The 22,328-nt window shown below is 66.4% G+C and carries 17 protein-coding genes; 12 read left to right on the top strand and 5 right to left on the bottom strand.

The features are described from left to right. The first annotated feature begins 11 nt into the window (after positions 1-11). Positions 12-530 (top strand): outer membrane protein assembly factor BamE, encoded by a 519-nt coding sequence (gene bamE, locus Q1W68_RS15550; protein WP_300653816.1) that lies wholly within the window; start codon positions 12-14, stop codon positions 528-530. Here the strand turns inward: bamE and metG are convergent, their stop codons facing one another. Beyond that, entirely contained in the window at positions 531-2,585 is a 2,055-nt protein-coding gene (gene metG, locus Q1W68_RS15545) for a methionine--tRNA ligase (protein WP_300717057.1), read from the bottom strand. Between the two features lie 157 nt (positions 2,586-2,742). Between metG and apbC the strand changes: the two genes are divergently transcribed. After that, a complete protein-coding gene (gene apbC / locus Q1W68_RS15540) occupies positions 2,743-3,834 on the top strand; it encodes an iron-sulfur cluster carrier protein ApbC (protein ID WP_300653777.1) in 1,092 nt (363 codons plus the stop codon). 172 nt (positions 3,835-4,006) lie between these two features. Continuing rightward, on the top strand, positions 4,007-4,831 hold the full coding sequence (locus Q1W68_RS15535; RefSeq protein ID WP_300653774.1) for a GNAT family N-acetyltransferase: 825 nt from the start codon (positions 4,007-4,009) through the stop codon (positions 4,829-4,831). Positions 4,832-4,846: 15 nt separating this feature from the next. On the opposite strand, the gene Q1W68_RS15530 is transcribed toward Q1W68_RS15535, so the two are convergent. Both Q1W68_RS15530 and Q1W68_RS15525 read right to left on the bottom strand, forming a co-directional pair. Then, on the bottom strand, positions 4,847-6,412 hold the full coding sequence (locus tag Q1W68_RS15530; RefSeq protein ID WP_300660401.1) for a benzoate-CoA ligase family protein: 1,566 nt from the start codon (positions 6,410-6,412) through the stop codon (positions 4,847-4,849). A 28-nt stretch (positions 6,413-6,440) separates the two neighbouring features. Next, a complete protein-coding gene (locus Q1W68_RS15525; protein WP_300717056.1) occupies positions 6,441-8,015 on the bottom strand; it encodes a 3,4-dehydroadipyl-CoA semialdehyde dehydrogenase in 1,575 nt (524 codons plus the stop codon). A 201-nt stretch (positions 8,016-8,216) separates the two neighbouring features. Between Q1W68_RS15525 and Q1W68_RS15520 the strand changes: the two genes are divergently transcribed. From Q1W68_RS15520 to Q1W68_RS15485, 8 genes are all read left to right on the top strand, one after another. After that, entirely contained in the window at positions 8,217-9,146 is a 930-nt protein-coding gene (locus Q1W68_RS15520; protein WP_300717063.1) for a helix-turn-helix transcriptional regulator, read from the top strand. 118 nt (positions 9,147-9,264) lie between these two features. Continuing rightward, positions 9,265-10,971 (top strand): 2,3-epoxybenzoyl-CoA dihydrolase, encoded by a 1,707-nt coding sequence (boxC, locus tag Q1W68_RS15515; protein ID WP_300717055.1) that lies wholly within the window; start codon positions 9,265-9,267, stop codon positions 10,969-10,971. A 105-nt stretch (positions 10,972-11,076) separates the two neighbouring features. Continuing rightward, positions 11,077-12,504 carry a benzoyl-CoA 2,3-epoxidase subunit BoxB gene (boxB, locus tag Q1W68_RS15510; protein ID WP_300717054.1) on the top strand — a complete coding sequence of 476 codons (1,428 nt, stop codon included), beginning with the start codon at positions 11,077-11,079 and terminating at the stop codon, positions 12,502-12,504. A gap of 135 nt (positions 12,505-12,639) precedes the next feature. After that, a complete protein-coding gene (boxA, locus tag Q1W68_RS15505) occupies positions 12,640-14,016 on the top strand; it encodes a benzoyl-CoA 2,3-epoxidase subunit BoxA (RefSeq protein WP_300650559.1) in 1,377 nt (458 codons plus the stop codon). 116 nt (positions 14,017-14,132) lie between these two features. After that, positions 14,133-14,774 carry a DUF3305 domain-containing protein gene (locus Q1W68_RS15500; RefSeq protein ID WP_300650562.1) on the top strand — a complete coding sequence of 214 codons (642 nt, stop codon included), beginning with the start codon at positions 14,133-14,135 and terminating at the stop codon, positions 14,772-14,774. 2 nt (positions 14,775-14,776) lie between these two features. Further along, positions 14,777-15,430, top strand: coding sequence for a DUF3306 domain-containing protein (locus Q1W68_RS15495; RefSeq protein ID WP_300650565.1), 654 nt, complete (start codon positions 14,777-14,779; stop codon positions 15,428-15,430). Continuing rightward, positions 15,357-17,456: a 4Fe-4S binding protein gene (locus Q1W68_RS15490; RefSeq protein WP_300717053.1), complete on the top strand. Its 2,100-nt coding sequence runs from the start codon at positions 15,357-15,359 to the stop codon at positions 17,454-17,456. Before Q1W68_RS15495 ends, Q1W68_RS15490 begins: the two co-directional genes overlap by 74 nt. Before the next feature lie 13 nt (positions 17,457-17,469). Beyond that, the gene (locus Q1W68_RS15485; RefSeq protein ID WP_300649876.1) at positions 17,470-18,087 is read left to right on the top strand and encodes a molecular chaperone TorD family protein; all 618 of its coding nucleotides are present in this window, start codon (positions 17,470-17,472) and stop codon (positions 18,085-18,087) included. Between the two features lie 18 nt (positions 18,088-18,105). Here the strand turns inward: Q1W68_RS15485 and Q1W68_RS15480 are convergent, their stop codons facing one another. Next, complete coding sequence (locus tag Q1W68_RS15480; protein WP_366146715.1) at positions 18,106-20,226, bottom strand: cache domain-containing protein; 2,121 nt, start codon at positions 20,224-20,226, stop codon at positions 18,106-18,108. Then, positions 20,223-21,602, bottom strand: a complete 1,380-nt coding sequence (locus Q1W68_RS15475; RefSeq protein ID WP_300717051.1) for a sigma-54 dependent transcriptional regulator — start codon at positions 21,600-21,602, stop codon at positions 20,223-20,225. The genes Q1W68_RS15480 and Q1W68_RS15475 overlap by 4 nt, the downstream gene beginning before the upstream one ends. 480 nt (positions 21,603-22,082) lie before the next feature. Between Q1W68_RS15475 and Q1W68_RS15470 the strand changes: the two genes are divergently transcribed. Then, a complete protein-coding gene (locus Q1W68_RS15470) occupies positions 22,083-22,313 on the top strand; it encodes a formate dehydrogenase (protein ID WP_300658197.1) in 231 nt (76 codons plus the stop codon). Positions 22,314-22,328 lie beyond the last annotated feature (15 nt).

The following is a 22,328-nucleotide window of genomic DNA, read 5'->3' as shown; positions in this document are numbered from 1 at the left end:
AGGTGGTCCGCATGCGTGGTTTGAATGGTGTCATTCGCCGAGGATTCTGGGTTGCCCTGCTCGCTGTGGCGTCGCTGCTGGTGGCGTGTGATGCCAAGAACATCAGCGAGCTCGAAGAGGGTGTGTCCACCGAAGCCGACGTGCGCGAACGCTTCGGCGCACCCGAGGCGGTGTGGGACGGCGAAGACGGCGCTCAGATCTACGAATACAACCGGCAGCCCGAGGGCCATGTGAACTACATGATCACCATCGGCGCAGACGGGCGCATGTCGGCGCTGCGCCAGGTGCTCACCGAACGCAACTTCGCACGGGTGTTGCCCGGCATGCCCATGGAAGAAGTTCGCCGCATGCTCGGCAAGCCGATGAAGATCACCACCTACGATCTCAAGCGCGAGACACACTACGACTGGCGCTACATGGAGGGCAGCAACCGGATCGACTCCCGGGTGTTCACCGCGGTGTTCGATCCGGATCTGCGCGTCGTCAGAACGATGTCGGTGTCCGATCCGGAGCTTGAGCGGAATCGATGACTACCTGACGCGCATGCCGGGTTGGGCGCCTGGCCAGGGGTTCAGGATGTGGATGCCCGGCTCGGCCGTTTCGTCCGCATGGCTGGCGGCCAGCACCATGCCTTCGCTGACGCCGAACTTCATCTTGCGCGGTGCCAGGTTGGCCACCATCACGGTGAGCTTGCCCACCAGGTCTTCGGGTGCGTAGGCGCTGGCGATGCCGCTGAACACATTGCGCGTCTTGCCCTCGCCCACATCCAGCGTGAGGCGCAGCAGCTTGGTCGAGCCTTCCACCGCTTCGCAGTTGACGATCTGCGCGATGCGCAGGTCGATCTTGCTGAAATCGTCGATGCCGATGGTGTCGGCAATCGGTTCGCCGCCGGGCACCGTGGCCGGCACGGCCGGTGCTGGTGGTGGCTCGAACAGGGCTTCCAGTTGCTTCACATCCACCCGCTGCATGAGGTGCTGGTAGGCGTTGATGGTGTGACCAGCGCCGAGCAGCGTTGAAGCGTCGCTGAACTGCAGGGGCTGGACCTGCAGGAAGGCCTCCACCTGCACGGCCAGCGCAGGCAGCACGGGCTTGAGGTAGAGCGTGAGCAGGCGGAAGGCTTCGATGCAGGCGGTGCACACGTCGTGCAGGCGGCCGTCCATGCCTTCCTGTTTGGCCAGCTCCCAGGGTTTGTTCTGGTCCACGTAAGCGTTCACCCGGTCGGCCAGCAGCATCACCTCGCGCAGCGCCTTGCCGTACTCGCGCTCGGCGAAGAGTGCGGCGATGGTGGGCGCGGCGGTCTGCAGGTGGTCGATCAGGTTGTCGCCATCGGCCGAGACTTCGCCGAGCTGGCCCTCGAAGCGCTTGGCGATGAAGCCGGCCGCGCGCGAGGCGATGTTGATGTACTTGCCGATCAGGTCGCTGTTGACGCGCGCCAGGAAGTCGTCGGCGTTGAAATCCACGTCCTCGTTGCGGCTGCTCAGTTTGGCGGCCAGGTAGTAGCGCAGCCATTCCGGGTTCATGCCCAGGCCCAGGTATTTCAGCGGGTCCAGGCCGGTGCCGCGGCTCTTGCTCATCTTCTCGCCGTTGTTGATGGTGAGGAAGCCGTGCACGAACACCGCGTTGGGCACCTTGCGGCCGCTGAAGTGCAGCATGGCGGGCCAGAACAGCGTGTGGAAGGTGATGATGTCCTTGCCGATGAAGTGAAACTGCTCGGTGGTGGGGTCGGCCATGAAGGCGTCGAAATCCAGGCCCTTCTGGCCGAACCAGTTCTTCAGCGACGCCAGGTAGCCCACGGGCGCGTCCAGCCACACATAGAAGTATTTGCCCGGTGCATCGGGGATCTCGATGCCGAAATAGGGCGCGTCGCGGCTGATGTCCCAGTCGCCCATCTTGGGCTTGCCGTCTTCACCCGGCTCGATCCACTCGCTGATCTTGTTGAGCACCTCGGGCTGCACCGCGCCGCTTTGGGTCCACTGGTCCAGAAAGGCCAGGCAGCGCGGGTCGGAGAGCTTGAAGAAGAAGTGCTCCGACTGTTTGAGCACCGGCTTGGCGCCCGAGAGTGCTGAGTACGGGTTGATCAGATCGGTGGGGCTGTAGACCTTGCTGCAGACCTCGCAGTTGTCGCCGTATTGGTCTTTCGCGTGGCAGTTCGGGCACTCGCCCTTGATGAAGCGGTCGGGCAGGAACATGTTCTTCTCGGGGTCGAAGAACTGTTCGATGGTGCGGGTCTCGATCAGGCCGTTGGCCTTGAGGTCGCGGTAGATCTGCTGCGCGAGTTCGTGGTTTTCGGGCGCGTCGGTGCTGTGCCAGTTGTCAAAGGCGATGTGAAAGCCGTCGAGGTAGGGCTTGCGACCCGCGGCGATGTCGGCCACGAACTGCTGCGGCGTCTTGCCGGCCTTGTCGGCCGCGATCATGATCGGCGCGCCGTGCGCGTCGTCGGCGCAGACAAAGTGGACCTCGTGGCCCTGCATGCGCTGGAACCGCACCCAGATGTCGGCCTGGATGTATTCCATGATGTGGCCGATGTGGAAATGCCCGTTGGCGTAGGGCAGGGCGGTGGTGACGAACAGGCGTCGCTGGCTCATGGGATGGGCTTTCTGCTGGGGAACCCGTGATTTTAGGCCGCGGGCGTGACGGATGTCCTCATGGCGATTGTGTGAATGACCCCGGTCAGGGTGGGGCGTTAGACTTCAGCCCGATTGCGAAACCCGATACCCCCACCCCCTCTGGAGCCAGTTCCCCATGTCCGTTGATTCCCAGGCGCTGCTGACCGCGCTGCAAGCCGTCATCGATCCGAACACCGGACGCGACTTCGTCACCAGCAAGGCGCTGAAGAACCTGCAAACCACCGACGGCGATGTGTCGTTCGACGTCGAGCTGGGTTATCCGGCCAAGAGCCAGATGCCGGCGTTTCGCAAGGCCTTGATCACCGCCGCCAAATCGGTGGCGGGCGTGGACAACGTGTCGGTCAACATGACCATGAAGATCACGGCGCACGCGGTGCAGCGTGGCGTGCAGGTCATGCCGAACGTGAAGAACATCATTGCCGTGGCCTCGGGCAAGGGTGGCGTGGGCAAGAGCACCACGGCGGTCAACCTGGCGCTGGCACTCTCCGCCGAAGGTGCGAAAGTCGGCATCCTGGACGCCGACATCTACGGCCCCAGCCAGCCCATGATGATGGGCGTCGAGGGTCGCCCCGAGAGCGCGGACGGCCAGACCATGGAGCCGCTGGAAAACTACGGCGTGCAGGTGATCTCGATCGGCTTTCTGATCGACCGCGACGAAGCCATGATCTGGCGCGGCCCGATGGCCACGCAGGCGCTGGAGCAGCTGCTGCGCCAGACCAACTGGAAAGACCTCGACTATCTGATCGTCGACATGCCCCCGGGCACCGGCGACATCCAGCTCACCCTGAGCCAGCGCGTGCCGCTCACCGGCGCGGTGATCGTGACCACGCCGCAGGACATCGCCCTGCTGGACGCGCGCAAGGGCATCAAGATGTTCGAGAAGGTGGGCGTGCCCATCCTGGGCATCGTGGAAAACATGGCGGTGCACGTGTGCGAGAAGTGCGGCCACACCGAGCACATCTTCGGCGTGGACGGCGGCAAGAACATGGCCGCCGAGTACGGCATGGACTACCTGGGCGCGCTGCCCCTGAACATGAGCATCCGCGTGCAGGCCGACAGCGGCATGCCCAGCGTGGTGGCCGATCCGGACGGCGAGATCGCTGCACTGTACAAATCGGTGGCGCGCCAGCTGGCGATCAAGATCGCGGCCAAGGCCAAAGACTTCTCCAGCAAGTTTCCCAGCATCAAGATCTCCAAGGAAACCTGAAGCGGCACCCGGTCCGCTTCACCCCGAAAGCCGGCTTCGCGCCGGCTTTTTTGTGTCCGTGTTTTCGTCGAACTACTACCGATGCGGTATGGCGCAGCCGTTCGGTTTGGGATGTGATGCCGCATACCCCCTGGAGCTTATGTTGCCCTACGCGTCCTACCAGATTCGTTGCATGACCCGTGACCACCTGTCCACCGCCATGCGCTGGGCTGCGCGCGAGGGCTGGAACCCCGGTTTGCACGACCTCGATCCCCTTTACAACGTCGATCCGCAGGGCTTTTTCATGGGCTGGCTCGGCGAGGGGCCGGTGGCGTCGATTTCGTGCGTTCGCCAAGGAGGCAACCACGCTTTCCTCGGTCTGTACATCGTCGATCCCTTGCTCCGTGGACACGGTCTGGGCAAGGCGATCTGGAGCGCTTCGCTCGAGCATGTCAAAGGCTGCGTCGTGGGCCTGGACGGTGTGGTCGCACAGCAGGACAACTACCGCAGATCCGGCTTCGAGCTGGCCTGGCACAACATGCGCTTCAAGGGCTGGGGGCGCGAGGCGCAAGGGGCTCCCCAGGGGCGCGTGGTTCCGCTGTCGGCCCTGCCTCTGGAGGCCCTGGTCGCTTACGACAAGGCGTTCCATCCGGCGCCGCGCCCCGCCTTTCTCCGGGCCTGGATCCACCTGCCGCAGAGCCATGCGCTGGGATGGTGGGAAGGCGGAGAGTTGCGGGGCTACGGGGTGCTGCGGGCATGCCGGGAGGGCCACAAACTCGCGCCGCTGTGTGCCGACACACCGGCCGTTGCCCATTCCTTGTTCGAGGCCCTGTGTTCGAGGGTGCCGGTGACCGAGCCCGTTTTCATGGATGTGCCCGATGGCAATGCGGTGGCCGTCGATCTGGCGCTGCATCAGGGCATGGAGGCGACGTTTCCCACAGCGCGCATGTACCGTGGCCCGGCGCCGCAGCTGGCGATCTCCCGCCTGTACGGGCTGACCACCCTGGAAGTGGGTTGACGCCGCCGACGGGCCTCAGCCTTGGGGCGTCTCGCGTTCGCGCAGCCGGAAGCGCTGGATCTTGCCGGTGGCCGTCTTGGGCAGTTCGGGCAGGAATTCGATGAAGCGCGGGTATTTGTAGGGCGCGAGCTTTTCTTTCACGAAGGCCTGCAATTCGGCCTCGGTGGCTTGCGCGCCGTTTTTGAGCACCACGAAGGCCTTGGTCTTGGTCAGGCCGTCGGCATCCAGCTTGCCGATCACCGCGGCTTCCAGCACCGCCGGGTGTTGCACCAGTGTGGCTTCCACCTCGAAAGGGCTCACGTAGATGCCGCTGACTTTCAACATGTCGTCGTTGCGCCCGGCGTAGGTGCAGTAGCCGTCCAGATCGCGGGTGTACTTGTCGCCGGCCTTGGTCCAGCCGCCCTGGAAGGTGTCGCGCGTCTTGGCGCGGTTGTTCCAGTACATCAGCGCAGCGCTCGGCCCCTTGATGAAAAGGTCGCCGATCTCGCCGTCGGGCACAGGCTGGCCGTCTTCGCCGCGCAGCTCGATCTCGTAGCCCGGTACCGGTTTGCCGGTGGTGCCGTAGCGCACATCGCCCGGGCGGTTGGAGAGGAACACGTGCAGCATCTCGGTGGAGCCGATGCCGTCGATGATTTCCACGCCGAAGTGGTTCGTCCAGCGCTGACCGATGTCTTGCGGCAGCGCTTCACCGGCGGAGGAGCACAGGCGCAGCGCCACCTCGCTTTTCTTCGGCAGGTCGGGGTTGGCGAGCATGCCGCCGTATCCCGTGGGGGCACCGTAGAACACGGTGGGTTTTTGTTTGGTGAATCGCTTGAAACAGGCCTGCGGCGTGGGCCGCTCGGCCATCAGCACGACGCTCGCGCCCACGCTGAGCGGGAAGGTCAGCGCGTTGCCCAGGCCGTAGGCAAAGAACAACTTGGCGGCGGAGAACACGACGTCGCTCTCGCGCAGGCCGAGCACGCCCTTGCCGTACAGCTCGGCGGTCCAGTACAGGTTGGCCTGGGTGTGCACCGTGCCCTTGGGCGCACCGGTGGAGCCGCTGGAAAAGAGCCAGAAGGCGGGCTCGTCGCCATGGGTGTCGGCCGCCTGCGCGGGCTGGCTGGCGGCCACGAGCGCGCTGAAGTTGTGTGCGCCCGCAGGCAGCGGGTCGGTGGTGCGCGAGACGATCAGGTGCTGCACTTCCGTGGTCTGCGAAGCCAGCGCGGTCTGCAGCGTGGGCAGCAAGGCGGCAGACACGATGACCGCCTGCGCTCGGCTGTTGCCTAGCATGTAGGCGTAGTCTTGTGCGGTCAGCAGGGTGTTCACCGCCACCGGCACCACGCCCGCGTGCAGCGCGCCGAGAAAGGCCACCACCCAGTCGCTGCAGTCGTGCATGAGCAGCAGCACGCGCTCCTCGCGCCGCAGGCCCAGCGCCGCGAGTGCTCCGGCAAAGCGCTGCACCTGGTCGGCGAGCTGGCCATAGCTGAGCTGGCCCTGGTCGTCGATCAGGGCGGTCTTGCTGGCGCGGGTGGTGTTGAGCGCGAGCAGATGGCGCGCGAAGTTGAAGCGCTCGGGCGGTGGTGCGACGTGGGGCGTGGTCATGGGTTTGTCTCCTCTGCGGGAATGGGCATCAGACTTTGAACGGTACGGCAGAGGCGGCCAGCGCGTCCAGCGCGGCGCTGCTGGCTTGCACCGCGCTGCGGCGGTGGTAGAAGCCCAGCGCGCGCAAGCCGCCGAGTTCCTCGCCGCCGCCAGCGCGGCCCGGACCGCCGTGCAGCGACATCGGCATCACATTGCCGTGGCCGCTGTGGCTGGTCGCCACGTCGGGCGAGATGGCGTGCACACGGCCGTGGGCCGAGCCGAGTTCGAGCGCGGCGGCGGCGATGAAGGCCGGGTCGGTGCTGTAGACCGAGCAGACCAGCGAGCCTTCGCCACGGCGGATCAGCTCGTAGGCCTGTTCCAGACTGTCGTAGGCCATGAGCGTGGCCACCGGGCCAAACACCTCCAGCTCGTGCAGCACCTTCGCCTTGGCGGGTTCGCGCGAGCCCAGCAGCACCGGCGACACGCAGGCAGAGGACGCGTCGGCATCCACCAAGGCAGCGCTGCCGCCGTCGAACAGCACCTCGGCCTCGGTTCGCAGCTTGGCAATGCCTTCGATCACGCTGGCTTTCTGTTCCTGGCTCACCAGCGCGCCCATGCGCACGGCCTCGTTGCGCGGATTGCCGACGGTGGTTTTGGCGAGCTTGGCGCCAATCGCCTGGGCCACGGCATCAAAGAGCGCGCGTGGCACGAACACGCGGCGAATGGCTGTGCATTTCTGGCCGCTCTTGACCGTCACTTCGCGAACGACCTCGCTCACCAAGAGGCCGAAGGATTCGCTGTCGGTTGTGGCGGTCGGGTCGAGCAGGGCGCTGTTGAGGCTGTCCGCTTCAATGTTGCAACGCACCGACCGCTCGGCCACGGCGGGGTGGCTGCGGATGATGCGCGCCGTCTCGGCCGAGCCGGTGAACGACACCACGTCGAACGGCTGCAACTGATCCATCAACCCGGCGGATGAGCCGCAGACCACCGACAGGGCGCCCGGCGGCAGGATGCCCGCGTCGATCACGTCCTTGACCATGCGCTGGGTGAGCCAGGCGGTGGCGGTGGCGGGCTTCACGATCACCGGCACGCCCGAGAGCAGGGCGGGCGCGGCCTTTTCCCACAGGCCCCAGCTCGGGAAGTTGAAGGCGTTGATGAACAGCGCCACACCGCGCGTGGGGCTCAGGATGTGCTGGGTCTGGAACACCGGGTCCTTGCCCATGCGGATGCGCTCGCCATCCAGCAACGCGTGTGCAGGGCCCAGGGCCTCGCCCTGCTTGGCGTAGTAGCCCAGCGTGAAGATGCCGCCGTCGATGTCGACCGCCGAGTCCTTGGTGGTGGTGCCGCAGTTGGCGGTGGCGATCTCGTCGTAGGCGTCGCGGTTGGCTTGCAGCACTTTGACGATGGCGCCCAGGCAGGCAGCGCGTTCGCCATAGCTCAGGGCGCGCAAGGCAGCACCGCCCTGCTCGCGGGCGAAATCGAAGCCGGCGGCCAGATCGAGGCCGGCGCTGCTCACGCGCACAAGTTCGGTGCCGAGCACCGGGTCGAACAACGGTGTGCCCGCGCCGGTGCCGGTCACCCATTGGCCGCCGAGGTGGTTGGGGAGCAGGGGAGAAGTGGTCATGGTGGGTGAATTGGGATGGGCGAACCGCCGAGGCTGTTCGCGGATGGAGAATGGCGCTATAAATGCACTATCTTGCGTGCGTGAAGATGTGCATTAAAGTGCATGTTGGCGCGCTTGGCAAGCCCCCGGCGGGTTTTTCCCGAGCCCGATGAAACCGTTTGAAAGTTCAGGCACACCATGGATGCTGCCGATTCCGGCCTGATGGCCGCCGCCCGCCCTGTCGATCCCGCCCCGGTGGATGAGGAGGCGAGAAACCCCTTTTTGGTGGCACTGGGCGAGCGCGTTCGCACCTTGCGCTCGCGCCGTGGCATGACGCGCAAGGCCGTGGCTGTGGCGGCCGATGTGTCCGAGCGGCACCTCGCCAACCTCGAATACGGCACCGGCAACGCCTCCATTCTGGTGCTGCTGCAGGTGGCGCAGGCGCTGCACTGCTCGCTGGCCGAATTGCTGGGTGACGTGAGCACAAGCTCACCCGAATGGCTGTTGATCCGCGAACTGCTGGAGGGGCGGGGCGAAGCCGATCTGCGGCGTGTGCGCGTGGCCATTGGCGGGCTGCTGGGCGGGGGTGCAGTGCCCGGCGGCGACCCGGGCCGCAGCTCGCGCATTGCCTTGATTGGCCTGCGCGGCGCGGGCAAATCCACGCTGGGTCAGCGCCTGGCCGACGACCTGGGCTTTGCCTTCATCGAGCTCAGCCGCGAGATTGAAAAGTTCGCCGGCTGCAGCATCAACGAAATCCACTCGCTCTACGGCACGCCGGCCTACCGCCGCTACGAGCGCCGCGCACTTGAAGAAGCCATCCAGATCTACCCCGAGGTGGTGATTGCCACGCCCGGGGGTCTGGTGTCGGACGCGGCCAACTTCAACCTGCTGCTCTCGCACTGCACCACCGTGTGGCTGCAGGCCGACCCGGCCGACCACATGGGCCGGGTGGCCGCGCAGGGCGACATGCGTCCCATGGCGGCCAGCCGCGAGGCCATGGAAGATTTGAAGCGCATCCTGGCGGGGCGCTCGGCCTTCTATTCCAAGGCCGACATGAGCTTCAACACGAGCGCTTACAGCCTGGAAGACGCGTTCCAGGCGTTGCGGAGCCAGGTTCGCGAGCAATTGGGCCTGGTTACAAAACATGCATGAAAGTGCATTGACCGTTTTGATCTTGTGAATTATTATTCACCTTGTTGGGCTCCCGCCGGCAGTTGAATGCCGGTTTGTGGGGGCTTCGATCCGCCCGCAGCCCCGAGGAGACCCCTTCATGAGTGAAACCGCCTTCGCCACCGCGCCCGCCGCAGCCGCACCCGCTGCTGCCGCGCCCGCCACCGTCGACTACCGCACCGAACCCAGCCAGTACCGCCACTGGAAGCTGTCGTTCGACGGTGCCGTGGCCACGCTGTCCATCGACATCAACGAAGACGCCGGCATCCGCCCCGGCTACAAGCTCAAGCTCAACAGCTACGACCTGGGTGTGGACATCGAACTGCACGACGCGCTCAACCGCGTGCGCTTCGAGCACCCCGAGGTGCGCACCGTGATCGTCACCAGCGCCAAGGACCGCGTGTTCTGCTCCGGCGCCAACATCTTCATGCTCGGGGTCTCCAGCCACGCCTGGAAGGTGAACTTCTGCAAGTTCACCAACGAAACGCGCAACGGCATCGAAGACTCCTCCAAACACAGCGGCCTGAAGTTCGTGGCCGCGCTCAACGGCGCCTGCGCCGGCGGCGGCTACGAGCTGGCCCTGGCCTGCGACGAGATCGTGCTGGTCGACGACCGCTCTTCCGCCGTGTCGCTGCCCGAGGTGCCGTTGCTCGGCGTGTTGCCCGGCACCGGCGGCCTGACCCGCGTGACCGACAAGCGCCATGTGCGCCACGACCTGGCCGACATCTTCTGCACCACCACCGAAGGCGTGCGCGGCCAGAAGGCAAAGGAGTGGCGCCTCGTCGACGACATCGCCAAACCGGCGCAGTTCGCGGCCAAGGTGCAGGAGCGTGCGTTGCAACTGGCGGCGCAGAGCGACCGGCCGGCGGGCGGCAAGGGCGTGGCGCTGACGCCGCTGGAGCGCTCGATCGAGACCGACGCGTTGCGCTATCCGAACGTGAACATCGAGATAGCCCGCGCGCAACGCACCGCGACCTTCACCGTCAAGGGCCCGCAAGGCGCGCAGCCGAACGACATCGCAGGCATCGAAGCCGCCGGCGCCGCCTGGTACCCGCTGCAGATGGCGCGCGAACTCGACGACGCCATCCTGAACCTGCGCACCAACGAACTCGACATCGGCACCTGGCTGCTCAAGACCGAAGGCGACGCCGCCGCCGTGCTGGCCAGCGACGCCGTGATGCTGGCGAACAAGGACCACTGGCTGGTGCGCGAGACGCTGGGCCTGATGCGCCGCACCTTTGCGCGGCTCGACGTGTCCTCGCGCAGCCTGTTTGCGCTCATTGAACCTGGCTCGTGCTTCGCGGGCTGCTTCGCCGAGCTGGCCTTCTGTGCCGACCGCGCCTACATGCTGGCCCTGCCGGACGACGCCGACAAGGCGCCCAAGCTGCAGCTCGACGGCTTCAACTTCGGCGTGCTGCCCATGGTCAACGACCAGTCGCGCCTGCAGCGCCGGTTTTACGAAGAAGCCGGCCCGATGGCCGCTGCGCACGCCGCCATCGGCCAGGCGCTGGACGCCGACGCTGCGCTGGCACTCGGCCTGGTGACGGCCGCACCCGACGACATCGACTGGGATGACGAAGTGCGCATGGCACTGGAAGAGCGCGCGTCCATGTCGCCCGACGCCCTGACCGGCCTGGAAGCCAACCTGCGGTTTGCGCAGAAGGAAAACATGGCCACGCGCATCTTCGGCCGGCTCACCGCCTGGCAGAACTGGATCTTCATCCGCCCCAACGCCGTGGGCGAAAAGGGTGCGCTGAAGGTCTATGGAAAAGGCGACAAAGCCGCTTTTGATTTCAATCGCGTCTAAGGTCGCGACTCACAGTTTCCAAAACGTTGTGCGGTGGGTATCCCGGTGGAGCCTGCAGCAACCGCAACAGACTCCACCGTTGAACTGCCCATTGGAGAGACAGCCATGTCCAGCATCAACTACAGCGACAAGATCCCGAACAACGTCAACCTGAGCGAAGACCGCACCCTGCAGCGCGCGCTCGAAGGCTGGCAGCCCAACTTCATCAACTGGTGGGACGACGTCGGCCCCGAAGGCTCGACCGACCACGAGGTGTACCTGCGCACCGCCGTGAGCGTGGACCCGCAAGGCTGGGCCCAGTTCGGCCACGTGAAGATGCGCGACTACCGCTGGGGCATCTTCCTGAACCCGGGCGATGCCGAGCGCGAGATCCACTTTGGCGACCACAAGGGCGAAAAGGCCTGGCAGGACGTGCCCGGTGAACACCGCGCCAACCTGCGCCGCATCATCGTCACCCAAGGCGACACCGAGCCAGCGTCGGTGGAGCAGCAGCGCCACCTGGGCCTGACCGCGCCCAGCATGTACGACCTGCGCAACCTGTTCCAGATCAACGTGGAAGAAGGCCGCCACCTGTGGGCCATGGTCTACCTGTTGCACAAACACTTTGGCCGCGATGGCCGCGAAGAAGCCGACGCGCTGCTGCAGCGCACCTCGGGCGATGCCGACAACCCGCGCATCCTGGGTGCGTTCAACGAGAAGACGCCCGACTGGCTGGCCTTCTTCATGTTCACCTACTTCACCGACCGCGACGGCAAGTTCCAGCTCTCCGCGCTGGCCGAGAGCGCGTTCGATCCGCTGGCCCGCACGACCAAGTTCATGCTGACCGAAGAAGCCCACCACATGTTCGTGGGCGAGAGCGGCATCTCGCGCGTGCTGACCCGCACCGCGCAGGTGATGAACGAGCTCAAGACCGACGACCCGGCCCTGGTGCGCGCGGCCGGCTGTATCGACATCGGCACCATCCAGCGCTACCTGAACTTCCACTACAGCGTGACCATCGACCTGTTCGGCGCCGACCAGTCGAGCAACGCCGCCATCTTCTACAGCTCGGGCCTCAAGGGCCGTTTCGAAGAAGGCAAACGCGGCGACGACCACGTGCTCAAGGGCCAGACCTACAAGGTGCTCGAAGTGCACAACGGCCAGATCGTCGAGAAGGACGTGCCGATGCTCAACGCGCTCAACGAGGTGCTGCGCGACGACTACATCCGCGACTCCGTGGCCGGCGTGGGCCGCTGGAACCGCGTGCTGGAAAAGGCCGGCATCCCGAACCGCCTGGTGGCGCCGCACAAGGCGTTCAACCGCCAGATCGGTGCCCTGGCCGGCGTGAAGACCACGCCCGAAGGCAAGGTGATCACGGACGCCGAATGGACCGCCCGCAAGGACGAGTGGCTGCCGACCCCGGGCGACTTCGCGTTCGTGGCGTCGCTCATGGGCCGCGTGACCGATCCGGGCAAGTTCGCCGGCTGGATCGCACCGCCGGTGATGGGCATCAACCGCCAGCCGGTGGATTTCGAATACGTCCGGTTCAATTGAGCCACCCCCGCGCCGCGCCTGCGGCGCGTCACCCCCTCAAGGGGGCGATGCCTGCGGCCTGGCCAAGCCCGTTCCGCGGCATCCTTGAATGAGGCCCGCACTCGCTGCCGGGCTTTGTCCGTTTTGGAGACCTTCATGAACGCCATTGCCGAAGTCGCTGTCATCAAACAGCACCTGATCGATCCCGAGATCTGCATCCGCTGCAACACCTGCGAGGCGATCTGCCCGGTGGGTGCGATCACGCACGACAACGTCAATTACGTGGTCGACGCCTCGAAGTGCAACCTGTGCATGGACTGCATCTCGCCATGCCCCACCGGGTCCATCGACAACTGGCGCACCATGCCGCGCCTGCGCGCCTACACGCCCGAAGAGCAGCTCACCTGGAACGAGCTTCCGCCAGAACTGCCGCCCGAAGAGCTGGAAGGTCTGGCCCCACTGGAAGGAGGCTCCGTTCGGGCTGAGCTTGTCGAAGCCCCTGCCAACGCTGCCACCGGAGAACAAACCTTCGTTGCCAGCAGCTATGGCGCCACGCTCCCACCGTGGTCGGCCGCGCACGCGTACACCAACCTCTACGGTCCCAAGGCGGTGCAGAAAACGGTGACCGCCACGGTGGTCGGCAATGTGCGCGTGACCGAAGTCGGCAAGACCGCCGGCAGCGACTACGACACGCACCACATCGTGCTGGATTTCGGCGCCATGCCGTTTCCGGTGCTGGAAGGCCAGAGCATCGGTGTCGTGCCACCCGGTGTCGACGACATCGGCCGCACGCACCATGCGCGCCAATACTCGATCGCCAGCCCGCGCAATGGTGAGCGCCCGGGCTACAACAACCTGTCGTTGACCATCAAGCGCGTGCTGGCCGACCACGACGGCGAACCGGTGCGGGGCGTGGCCAGCAACTTCATGTGCGACCTCCAGGTCGGCGACCAGGTGGAGGTGATCGGGCCGTTCGGCACCAGCTTCCTCATGCCCAACCACCCCAAGAGCAACATCGTGATGATTTGCACCGGGACTGGCAGCGCGCCCATGCGCGCCATGACCGAGTGGCGCCGGCGCCTGCGGGCCTCGGCAGAACGCAGCGCCGCCGGGCAGCCCCAAGGCGCTGCAGCCCCCTCGGGGGGCAGCGACCCGCGCAGCGGCGGAGCGTGGGGGCCCAAGTTCGAGGGCGGCAAGCTCATGCTGTTCTTCGGCGCGCGCTCGCAGGAAGAGCTGCCGTACTTCGGCCCGCTGCAGAACCTGCCCAAGGACTTCATCGACACCAACTTCGCCTTCAGCCGCACACCGGGCGCACCCAAGCGTTATGTGCAGGACGCCATGCGCGAGCGCGCCGCCGATCTGGCGGTGCTGCTGCAGGACCCGAACACCTACTTCTACGTGTGCGGCCTCAAGAGCATGGAAGAGGGCGTGGTGCTGGCTTTGCGCGATGTGGCGCAAGGCGCGGGTCTGGACTGGGACACCATCGGCGCCTCGTTGAAGCGAGAAGGTCGCCTCCATCTCGAAACCTATTGACTTACCCAGCGGGGTGCCGAAGCATGGATAGGTCTGCCATAGCTGCCAACCGCGCGTGGTGAAGCGGGTGCCCACGTCCCGTGCGCAGGCGGGATGCCGTACATTCCTGCCTTCGTATGAACAACCCCCATACCCCTGCCCCCACCCGCAGCCGACCCGCCATCGAGGTCGATGTGGTGATGCGGCGCGAGCCGGTGAGCGGCCCCATGAGTCGCTGGCAGCCGTTTCGCTGGGTGCTCGCCGACGTGTTGCTGCGCGGCAGCCCCGATGAGACCGGGCCCGAGGGCGAGGAGCACGACCACGAGCCGCAGGCGGTCGAACCCGTCGAAGCTGCCACGGGGGCCGCGAACGGCGACACCACCCACTGGCTGTTCCCGCGTTTTCGCGTGATGCTGTTCCGCGACGATGCCGAAGGTTACTTCCTCAACCTGAGCAGCCCGAACCCCTGCTTCTGGGTGTTCTGGCGTGCGGACGAAGCCCGCCTGCTTGATGGTGAACCCATGGCCGTGCCGCAGATCGTCACGCTGAGCTACCACGACGCCGGCCGCTGGCTCGACGCGCAGGAGCGCGTGGACCAGGTGCCCGCCGCCCCCGAGGTGGTGGACTGGATGCGCGGCTTCGTGGATGCGACCTACCAGCCCGAGCCCAAGCGCCGCCAGCGCCCCGAAAGCTTCAAACCCCTGACGGACCGTTTCGGTCAGCCGGTGCGCATCAGCACCGAAAAACTGCGCGGCGGTGGACAGCCGCCGAGACCGTGACCATGGCCACGAACGACGACGACAACTTTTTCTCGCGCTGGTCGCGCCGCAAGGTGCAGGTGCGCACCGGTGAGCCACTGCCGCCCGAGCCCCCGGCCCCGGTGGTGGTGGCGACGCCCGTTACCGTGGCCGCGCCGGTGGCTCCCGTTGCTCCCGCGGTGGAGCCGCCTGAGGCGCCCCCGGCCCTCACGCTCGACGATGTGGCGCGCCTCACACCCGACTCCGACTACTCCGCCTTTGTGGCCAGGAGCGTGTCGCCCGACGTGCGCAATGCCGCGGTGAAAAAGCTCTTCACCGACCCGCACTACAACATCATGGACGGGCTGGACATCTACATCGATGACTACTCCCAGCCCAGCCCACTCTCGGCCGCCGACATGGCCAAGATGGTGGGTGCGCAGTTCCTCAAGCTGGTGGACGACCCCAACGAGGTGAAGCCCGCCACCGCCGCGACTCCGCAGCCGACCACAGCGCCACAGGCCGAGCCTCCCACCGAGGTGGCCGAAGCCGGGCCAGCGGCCGAAGACACCTTGCCAGACGACAACAACGACCCCCCCGTCCCCGAGACACCGGACCCCCACGATGACCACGCTGATCTGCAATTGCAACCAGACCATGCCCCTGAACCCGAAGGTTCTGGGCGAGGCCCTGGATGAAGACCTGACCCTGCACACCACGCTGTGCCGCCGCGACGCGCCCGCCTTCCAGCGCGCCACGCGCAGCAACGACGACCTGGTGGTTGCCTGCACGCAGGAAAGCCGCCTGTTCACCGAACTCTCCGAGCAGACCGAAGGCGCGGTGTCGCTCGAAGTTCGCCCCATCAAGTTCGTCAACATCCGCGAAACCGGTGGCTGGGGCCGTGAAGCCAAGGACGCCACACCCAAGATGGCCGCGCTGCTGGCCGCCGCCCGCCTGCCCGACGCCGAGCCGGTGCCCACCGTCACTTACAAGAGCGCGGGCCGCCTGTTGATCATCGGCGCGCTGCAAGACGCCGAGCGCGTGGCGGACCTCGTGTCCGACACGCTGGAGGTGAGCATCCTGTCCACGGGTGGCACGGGCATGCAGACCCGCCGCTACCCGGTGATCGCGGGTGCCGTGGGCGAGGTGCGCGGTTGGCTCGGCGCGTTCACGGTGGCCTGGACCACGAACAACCCGATCGACCTGGACCTCTGCACGCGCTGCAACGCCTGCGTCGCCGCCTGCCCCGAAGGCGCCATCGGCCTGGATTACCAGATCGACATGGACAAGTGCCAGAGCCACCGCGCCTGCGTGAAAGCCTGCGACGCGGTGGGCGCCATCAACTTCCAGCGCGATGCGCAAGAGCACAGCGAGACCTTTGACATGGTGCTGGACCTGCGGGCCGCGCCGGCCTTCGCTCAGCACGCGCACCCCCAAGGCTATTTCCACCTGGCCTCCGGCATCGACAACGCCGCCGGCATGGCCACGGTGCTCAAGCTGCGCGAACTGGTGGGCGAGTTCGAAAAGCCCAAGTTCTTCACTTACAAGCAAAAGCTCTGCGCGCACGGCCGCAACGAAACCGTGGGCTGTAACGCCTGTGTCGAGGTTTGCTCGGCGTTGGCCATCAGCAGCGAGATCAAGCGCAACCAGATCGTCGTCAATCCCAACCTGTGCGTGGGCTGCGGCGCCTGCACCACCGTGTGCCCCACCGGTGCGCTGTCGTACGCCTACCCGCGCGCCAGCGAGCAGGGCGTGAAGCTGCGCACCTTGCTGGCCACCTACGCCAAGGCCGGCGGCCAGAATGCCGCGCTGCTGCTGCACAGCCAGGAAGCCGGCGCCACGCTGGTGAACGACCTGGGCCGCGCCGCGTCGATGGACAAGGCGTTTCGCGGCGTGCCCGCACGCGTGATCCCGCTGCCGCTGTGGCACACGGCGTCCATCGGCCTGGACGTGTGGCTCTCGGCCTTCGCCTACGGCGCTTCGCAGGTCTGGGTGCTCATGACCGGCGAAGAAGCGCCGCAGTACCGCGAAGCCGTGCGCGATCAGATGGCGGTGGCGCAAGCCTTGGTGAATGGCCTCGGTTACAGCGGACACCACTTCCGCCTGATCGAAGCCAGTGAGGTCCAGGCACTGGACGCCGCCTTGGTGTCGGCGCCCGCGCAAACCGTCAAACGCCGCGCCACCTTCGCCATCCAGGCCGAGAAACGCGCCACGGTGGAGCTGGCCATCGACCACCTGTTGCAGGACAGCGCCGCCCAGCGTCCGGCCATGGAAGCCATCGCGCTGCCCGGCGCCTCGCTGCTCGGCACCATCAACGTCAACAAGGACACCTGCACGCTGTGCCTGAGCTGTGTGAGCGCCTGCCCGGCCAGCGCGCTGCAGGACAACACCGAGCGCCCACAACTGCGCTTCATCGAGAAGAACTGCGTGCAGTGCGGCCTGTGCGCCAGCACCTGCCCGGAAGACGCCATCACCCTGCAGCCGCGCCTGCTGATCGGCGAGCAGCGCAAGCAGCTGCGCGTGCTCAACGAGGCCCAGCCCTACCACTGCATCCGCTGCGCCAAGCCCTTCGGCACGCTCAAGGGCATTGAAGTGATGCTTGGCAAGCTCTCGGGCCACGCCATGTTCCAGGGCGAAGCGCTGGAGCGCCTGAAGATGTGCGGTGACTGCCGTGTGGTGGACCTGTACTCCAATCCGGGTGAGTCCCGCATCACCGACCTGTGAAGCCATCGACGCCATGAACAACAGCATTCCCATCACATCCGCCCTGGACGAAGAAACCGCCCGTGCCGAGGTCTACGGCCTGCTGGCCGCGCTGTACTACGCGCCCCCCTCCAGTGAACTCCTGGCCCAACTGCGCGTGGCCGTGACCGAAGCGCCCGCCGCCGGGGGATTTCTGGAAGAGCCCTGGCGCGACGTGGTGGCCATGTCGCGCGGGATGGACGATGCCGTCATCGCCGCCGAGTACAACGCGCTGTTTGGCGGTGTGGGCAAGCCCGAGATCTACCTGTTCGGCTCGCACTACCTCAGCGGCTTTTTGAACGAGAAGCCCTTGGCCGCGCTGCGCACCGACCTGGCCGCCCTTGGCCTGGGCCGCGACGACACCATGTCCGAAACCGAAGACCACGTGGCCTACCTCTGCGAGGTGATGCGCTACCTGATCGCGGGCGACGATGTGGAGGTGGCCAACCTCACGCAACAGCAAAAGTTCTTCACCACCCACCTGCAGCCCTGGGTGATGCGCATGTGCGACGACATCGCCGCGCACCCCAAGGCCCGCTTCTATGCCACCTTGGCGGCGTTCACCCGCGCTTTTGTGGGCGTGGAGGCGCAGGGCTTCGACATGCTGGCCTGAGCCGGCTTTCGTCTTGTTTCAATGCCCCCCGGGCCGCCCGTCGTTCGTCGGCGTGGCCGCAGGGGCCAGCGGCTCGGTGGACAAGCGCACGGTGAAAACCGCGCCAAGCCCATCGTCACGGTTCGCCGCCGAGATGCTGCCGCCGTAGCGCTCCACCAGCCCCTGGCTGATCCACAGTCCCAGTCCGTTGCCGTCGTTCTTGGTCGTGAAGAAGGGGCGGAACAAACGCTCCCGCGCCTCTGCGGTCAAGCCGTGGCCGGAATCTTCCACCCGCAGCAGGGTGCCGCCCGCGTGCACGCCATGGGGGCCATCGGGCACCCAGTCCTCGGTGACCAGTTTCAGCACACCGCCTTGCGGCATGGCCTGAATGGCGTTGATCAGCAGGTTGATGATCACCTGTTGCAACTCCTGCCGGTTGCAGCCCACCCGGCGCGTGCCCCGCAGCTCGCGCTGCACCTCGATGTGGGTCTGGCTTAGCAGATGGCCCACCAGCACCAGGCAGTCGTTGACCGTGCGGTTGAGGTCGAGCGATTCCACGTAGCCCGCGTACTCGGTGGGCCGCGCGTACTGCAGCAGCTGCGTGACGATCAGGCGCATGCGCTCGACCTGTTCGTCAAGCAGTTGCAGCTCGCCGCGCACGGGTTGGGCGTGCGCACCCAGGGTCTCGCGCATCAGGTCGAGGTTGCCCTGCATCACCGCGATCGGGTTGTTGATCTCGTGTGCGATGCTGGCGGTGAGCTGGCCGATCGCTGCGAGTTTTTCGCTCTTCACCAGTTGTTGCTGAGCCATCTGCAGCGAGGCGTTGCTGGCCTCCAGCTCTTGCGTGCGTTCGGCCACCTTGTGGTCCAGCTCTTCGCCCCAGCGCTGCAGCGCGGCGGTTTTGTCGTCGATCACGTCCAGCAGTTCGTCAAGGTGGCCCGCCAGCGCGCCGAGCTCGTCGCGCGCGGCGAGTTCGCCCACGCGCGCCCCGGACTGTCCTTCTTCGACCAGCTGCATGGTGCGGTTCATGCGCTGCACGGGCTGGAAGATGCTGCGCGCCCAGCGCAGAGAGAACCAGGCCGAAAGCGCCATCACGCCCAGAAAGATCAGGCCCATCAGGGCCAGCATGGCGTGGCGCACCAGCCGGAACGGCGCCTCGGTGAAGCCCACGTACAGCATCCCGATGCGTGCGCCGGTCGCGTCCTGCAGGGGCGTGTAGGCCGAGACGTACCAGTCGTTCACCACAAAAGCGCGGTCCAGCCAGGTGTTGCCGCGGCCCAGCACCGCGTCGCGCACCGCTTGGGACACCCGGGTACCGATGGCGCGCTGGTCCTGGAACAGGCGCACGTTGGTGGTGATGCGCACGTCGTCCATGAACAGCGTGGCCGTGCCCTGGCTGCCGAAGGGCAGGGCACCGTCGGGATAGACGATGCGGTTGATGTGGTCGATGAAGTCGAGGTTCTGGTTGAGCAGCAGACCACCGGCCAGCACCGCGATGGTCTGGCCCTTCGCGTCCAGCACCGGGTGGGTCGACAGCATCACCATGGCGCGGTGCTCGGCTTCGCGGGTGGCGGGCGCGGCGTTGCGCGTGGCCACCAGTGGAATGCGCAGGCGCTGCGAAAGGTGTGGCGCCAATGCATCGAGTGCTTCCGGTTCCAGCAGCAGCAGGCGGGCCTGTGCGCCCTGGGTGCGAGCAGGCTGCAGCGCCGTACCGAGCGCTGCCGGCATGCGGGGAATGGGCGCTGTGGCGTCGGCCCGGCTGAGCCCGGTGGGCACGGCCCGCGCCAGCGACTGGCCTTGCGCGTTGTAGAGCAGCAGGAAGTCGAGGCCGAGCCGCTCGCGCGCCAAGGCGAGCTGTTCGTTCAGCCCATTGCGGTCGGAGGCGGGCGGCGTCTGCAAGGCGGCATAGAGCGCCTGCGAACCGGCCACCCCCAGCGTGCCCGAGCCCACTTCGCTCAGCACCTGTTCAAAGTAGCCGTGCGCCACCGCCAGGTCGCTGCGCACCTTGGTGATCAGCAGTCGGTCATAGGCGACGTTGCCCCACAGCAGCAACAGCAAGGCCATCAGCGGAAACGCCACCAGCAAGGGCAGCAACGCCATGGCCAGCAGCTTGTTGCGGACCGAGCTGGCCAGCCAGCGGGGCGTGCGCCAGAGGGTCACGCGTGGTTCCATTCGGCCACGCGCCGCTCCAGGGTGCGGCGCGACACACCCAGCAGCTGCGCCGCGCGCGTCTTGTCGCCCTGCACGGAGTCGAGCACGCTGAGGATGTGCAGCTTTTCCATGGCATGCAGGTCGGTGGGTGCCGCGCTGGTCTCGTTGCGGCGGGTTTCGCCTGGGTACAGGGCCGAGACGTTGAGCGAACCAAGGATCAGCGAGCGCTCGATCAGGTTGCGCAGCTCGCGCACATTGCCCGGCCAGTCGTACTGCGCGAGAAAGTCCATCTCTTGCGCGCTGATGGTCAGCGGCTCCACGCCGAGCGAGGGCGCGAGCTGCGCCATGAAGTGCGCGACGAGTTCGGGGATGTCCTGCTTGTGCGCGCGCAGCGGTGCGAGGTTCAGGTCCACCACCCGCAGGCGGAAGAACAGGTCTTTGCGGAAGCGGCCAGCGTCCACCTCGGCGCTGAGCTGGCGGTTGGTGGCCGCGATGATGCGCAGGTTCAGCGGCACCAGCTGTTCGCTGCCCACCGGGCGGATCTTCAGGTCTTCAATGGCGCGCAGCAGGGTCGCCTGGATGGGCAGCGGGAGCTCGGCGATCTCGTCCAGGAACAGCGTGCCGCCCTGAGCGTAGTGAAACAGGCCGTCGCGCGCTCGGGTGGCACCGGTGAACGCACCTTTGGCGTGGCCGAAGAGTTCGCTCTCGATCAGCTCGGGCGACACCGCCGCGCAGTTGACCGGCACAAACGGCCCGCTGGCGCGGCTGCTCTGCGCGTGCAGCTCGCGCGCCACCAGCTCTTTGCCGGTGCCCGACTCACCTTGCAGCAACACGGTGCTGTTCACCGGTGCCACGCGTGCAATGGAGGCGCGCAGGTGCTGCAGGTCGGGCGACTGGCCCACCAGCGCGGTGCCACGCCCCGGGGGCTGCGCCACCGCGCGGCGCAGCACGAAGTTCTCGCGCCGCAGGCGCGAGCGCTCGTAGCAGTGCTTCACCGCGTTCAGGATCTGCGGTACCCGAAACGGTTTGAGGATGAAGTCGGATGCGCCCGCGCGCAGCGCTTCAATGGCGGTGTCCAGATCGGCAAAGGCGGTGATCAGGATGACCTCGCCGGTGAAGCCTTGTTCGCGCAGCTCCTTGAGCCACACCACACCGCTTTTGCCAGGCAGCGAGATGTCCAGAATGATCAGGTCGACGTGGTGACCGCGCAGCCACTGCGCGCCGTCTTCGGCGCTGGTGGCACTCATCACGAAGTGGCAGCGCGGTGCCAGCGTCTTCACCAGAAAGTTCAGCATGCCCTGTTCGTCGTCGACGATCAGGATGGACCAGTCGGGCCAGCCTTCCAGGGTTTTGTCGGGCCCGGAGGGCAGAAATGAGGTGTCCACCCGGCCGGATTCTACGGACGTGCCCTACGAAAACAGTGGGGTATTGGCGCAAACCCCACGCTGGTGCGGGGTGTTGAGCGGCGCGCCTTTGTCTGGTGCGTGCGACAACTTGTCGCGACGGGCCGCGACAAGTTGACCGCGAATGCCCGCGGGGTTGCGCGCCGTCATGCGGGTAATCCCGTGGTTGGCGGCCCGCACCCCCGCACCATCGTGAGTGTGCTCAAGGTTGGCTGTCCCGAGCGTGCTCCGCAGCCCCGCCCCGGCATCGAAACCTTTGGCTTATGGCACGCTTCTGGCTATCAAAAAAGCAGCAAGCAGTCATGCTGCGGTGCCGCACGAGGAGGCCGTGGATCGCCCGGTCCGAAACACGTCTGGCTACGTATGAACCACCTTGCAACCCGCATCGGCTGGGGTTAGATTCCACGTATGCAAAAGGCCCGCACGTTGTGTTGGCGGGCGCCTTTCAACCTGGAGATCTGCATGACCAAGCCCTCCCGCCCGACCGCAGGTGATGAACGAACCGGCCTGAACCGTCGAACCCTGTTCGCCGGTGCGTCCACGGTCGGTGCACTCGCCGCCGCGGCAGCCCTCATTCCCCGCGCTCCCGTCGAAGAAACCGCCGCGATCGAAGCCAAGCCAGCCCCCACCAAAGGCGGCGGCTACAGCCTGACCGATCACGTCAAGCAGTATTACCAGACCACCCGCATCTGAGCGGAGCCCCGATTC

This window comes from Hydrogenophaga sp. (assembly GCF_030158645.1).
In the GTDB taxonomy this organism is placed as follows: Bacteria; Pseudomonadota; Gammaproteobacteria; order Burkholderiales; family Burkholderiaceae_C; genus Hydrogenophaga.
Note: the sequence above shows the minus strand (reverse complement) of the source record. Positions and strands in the feature narration are given on the sequence as shown.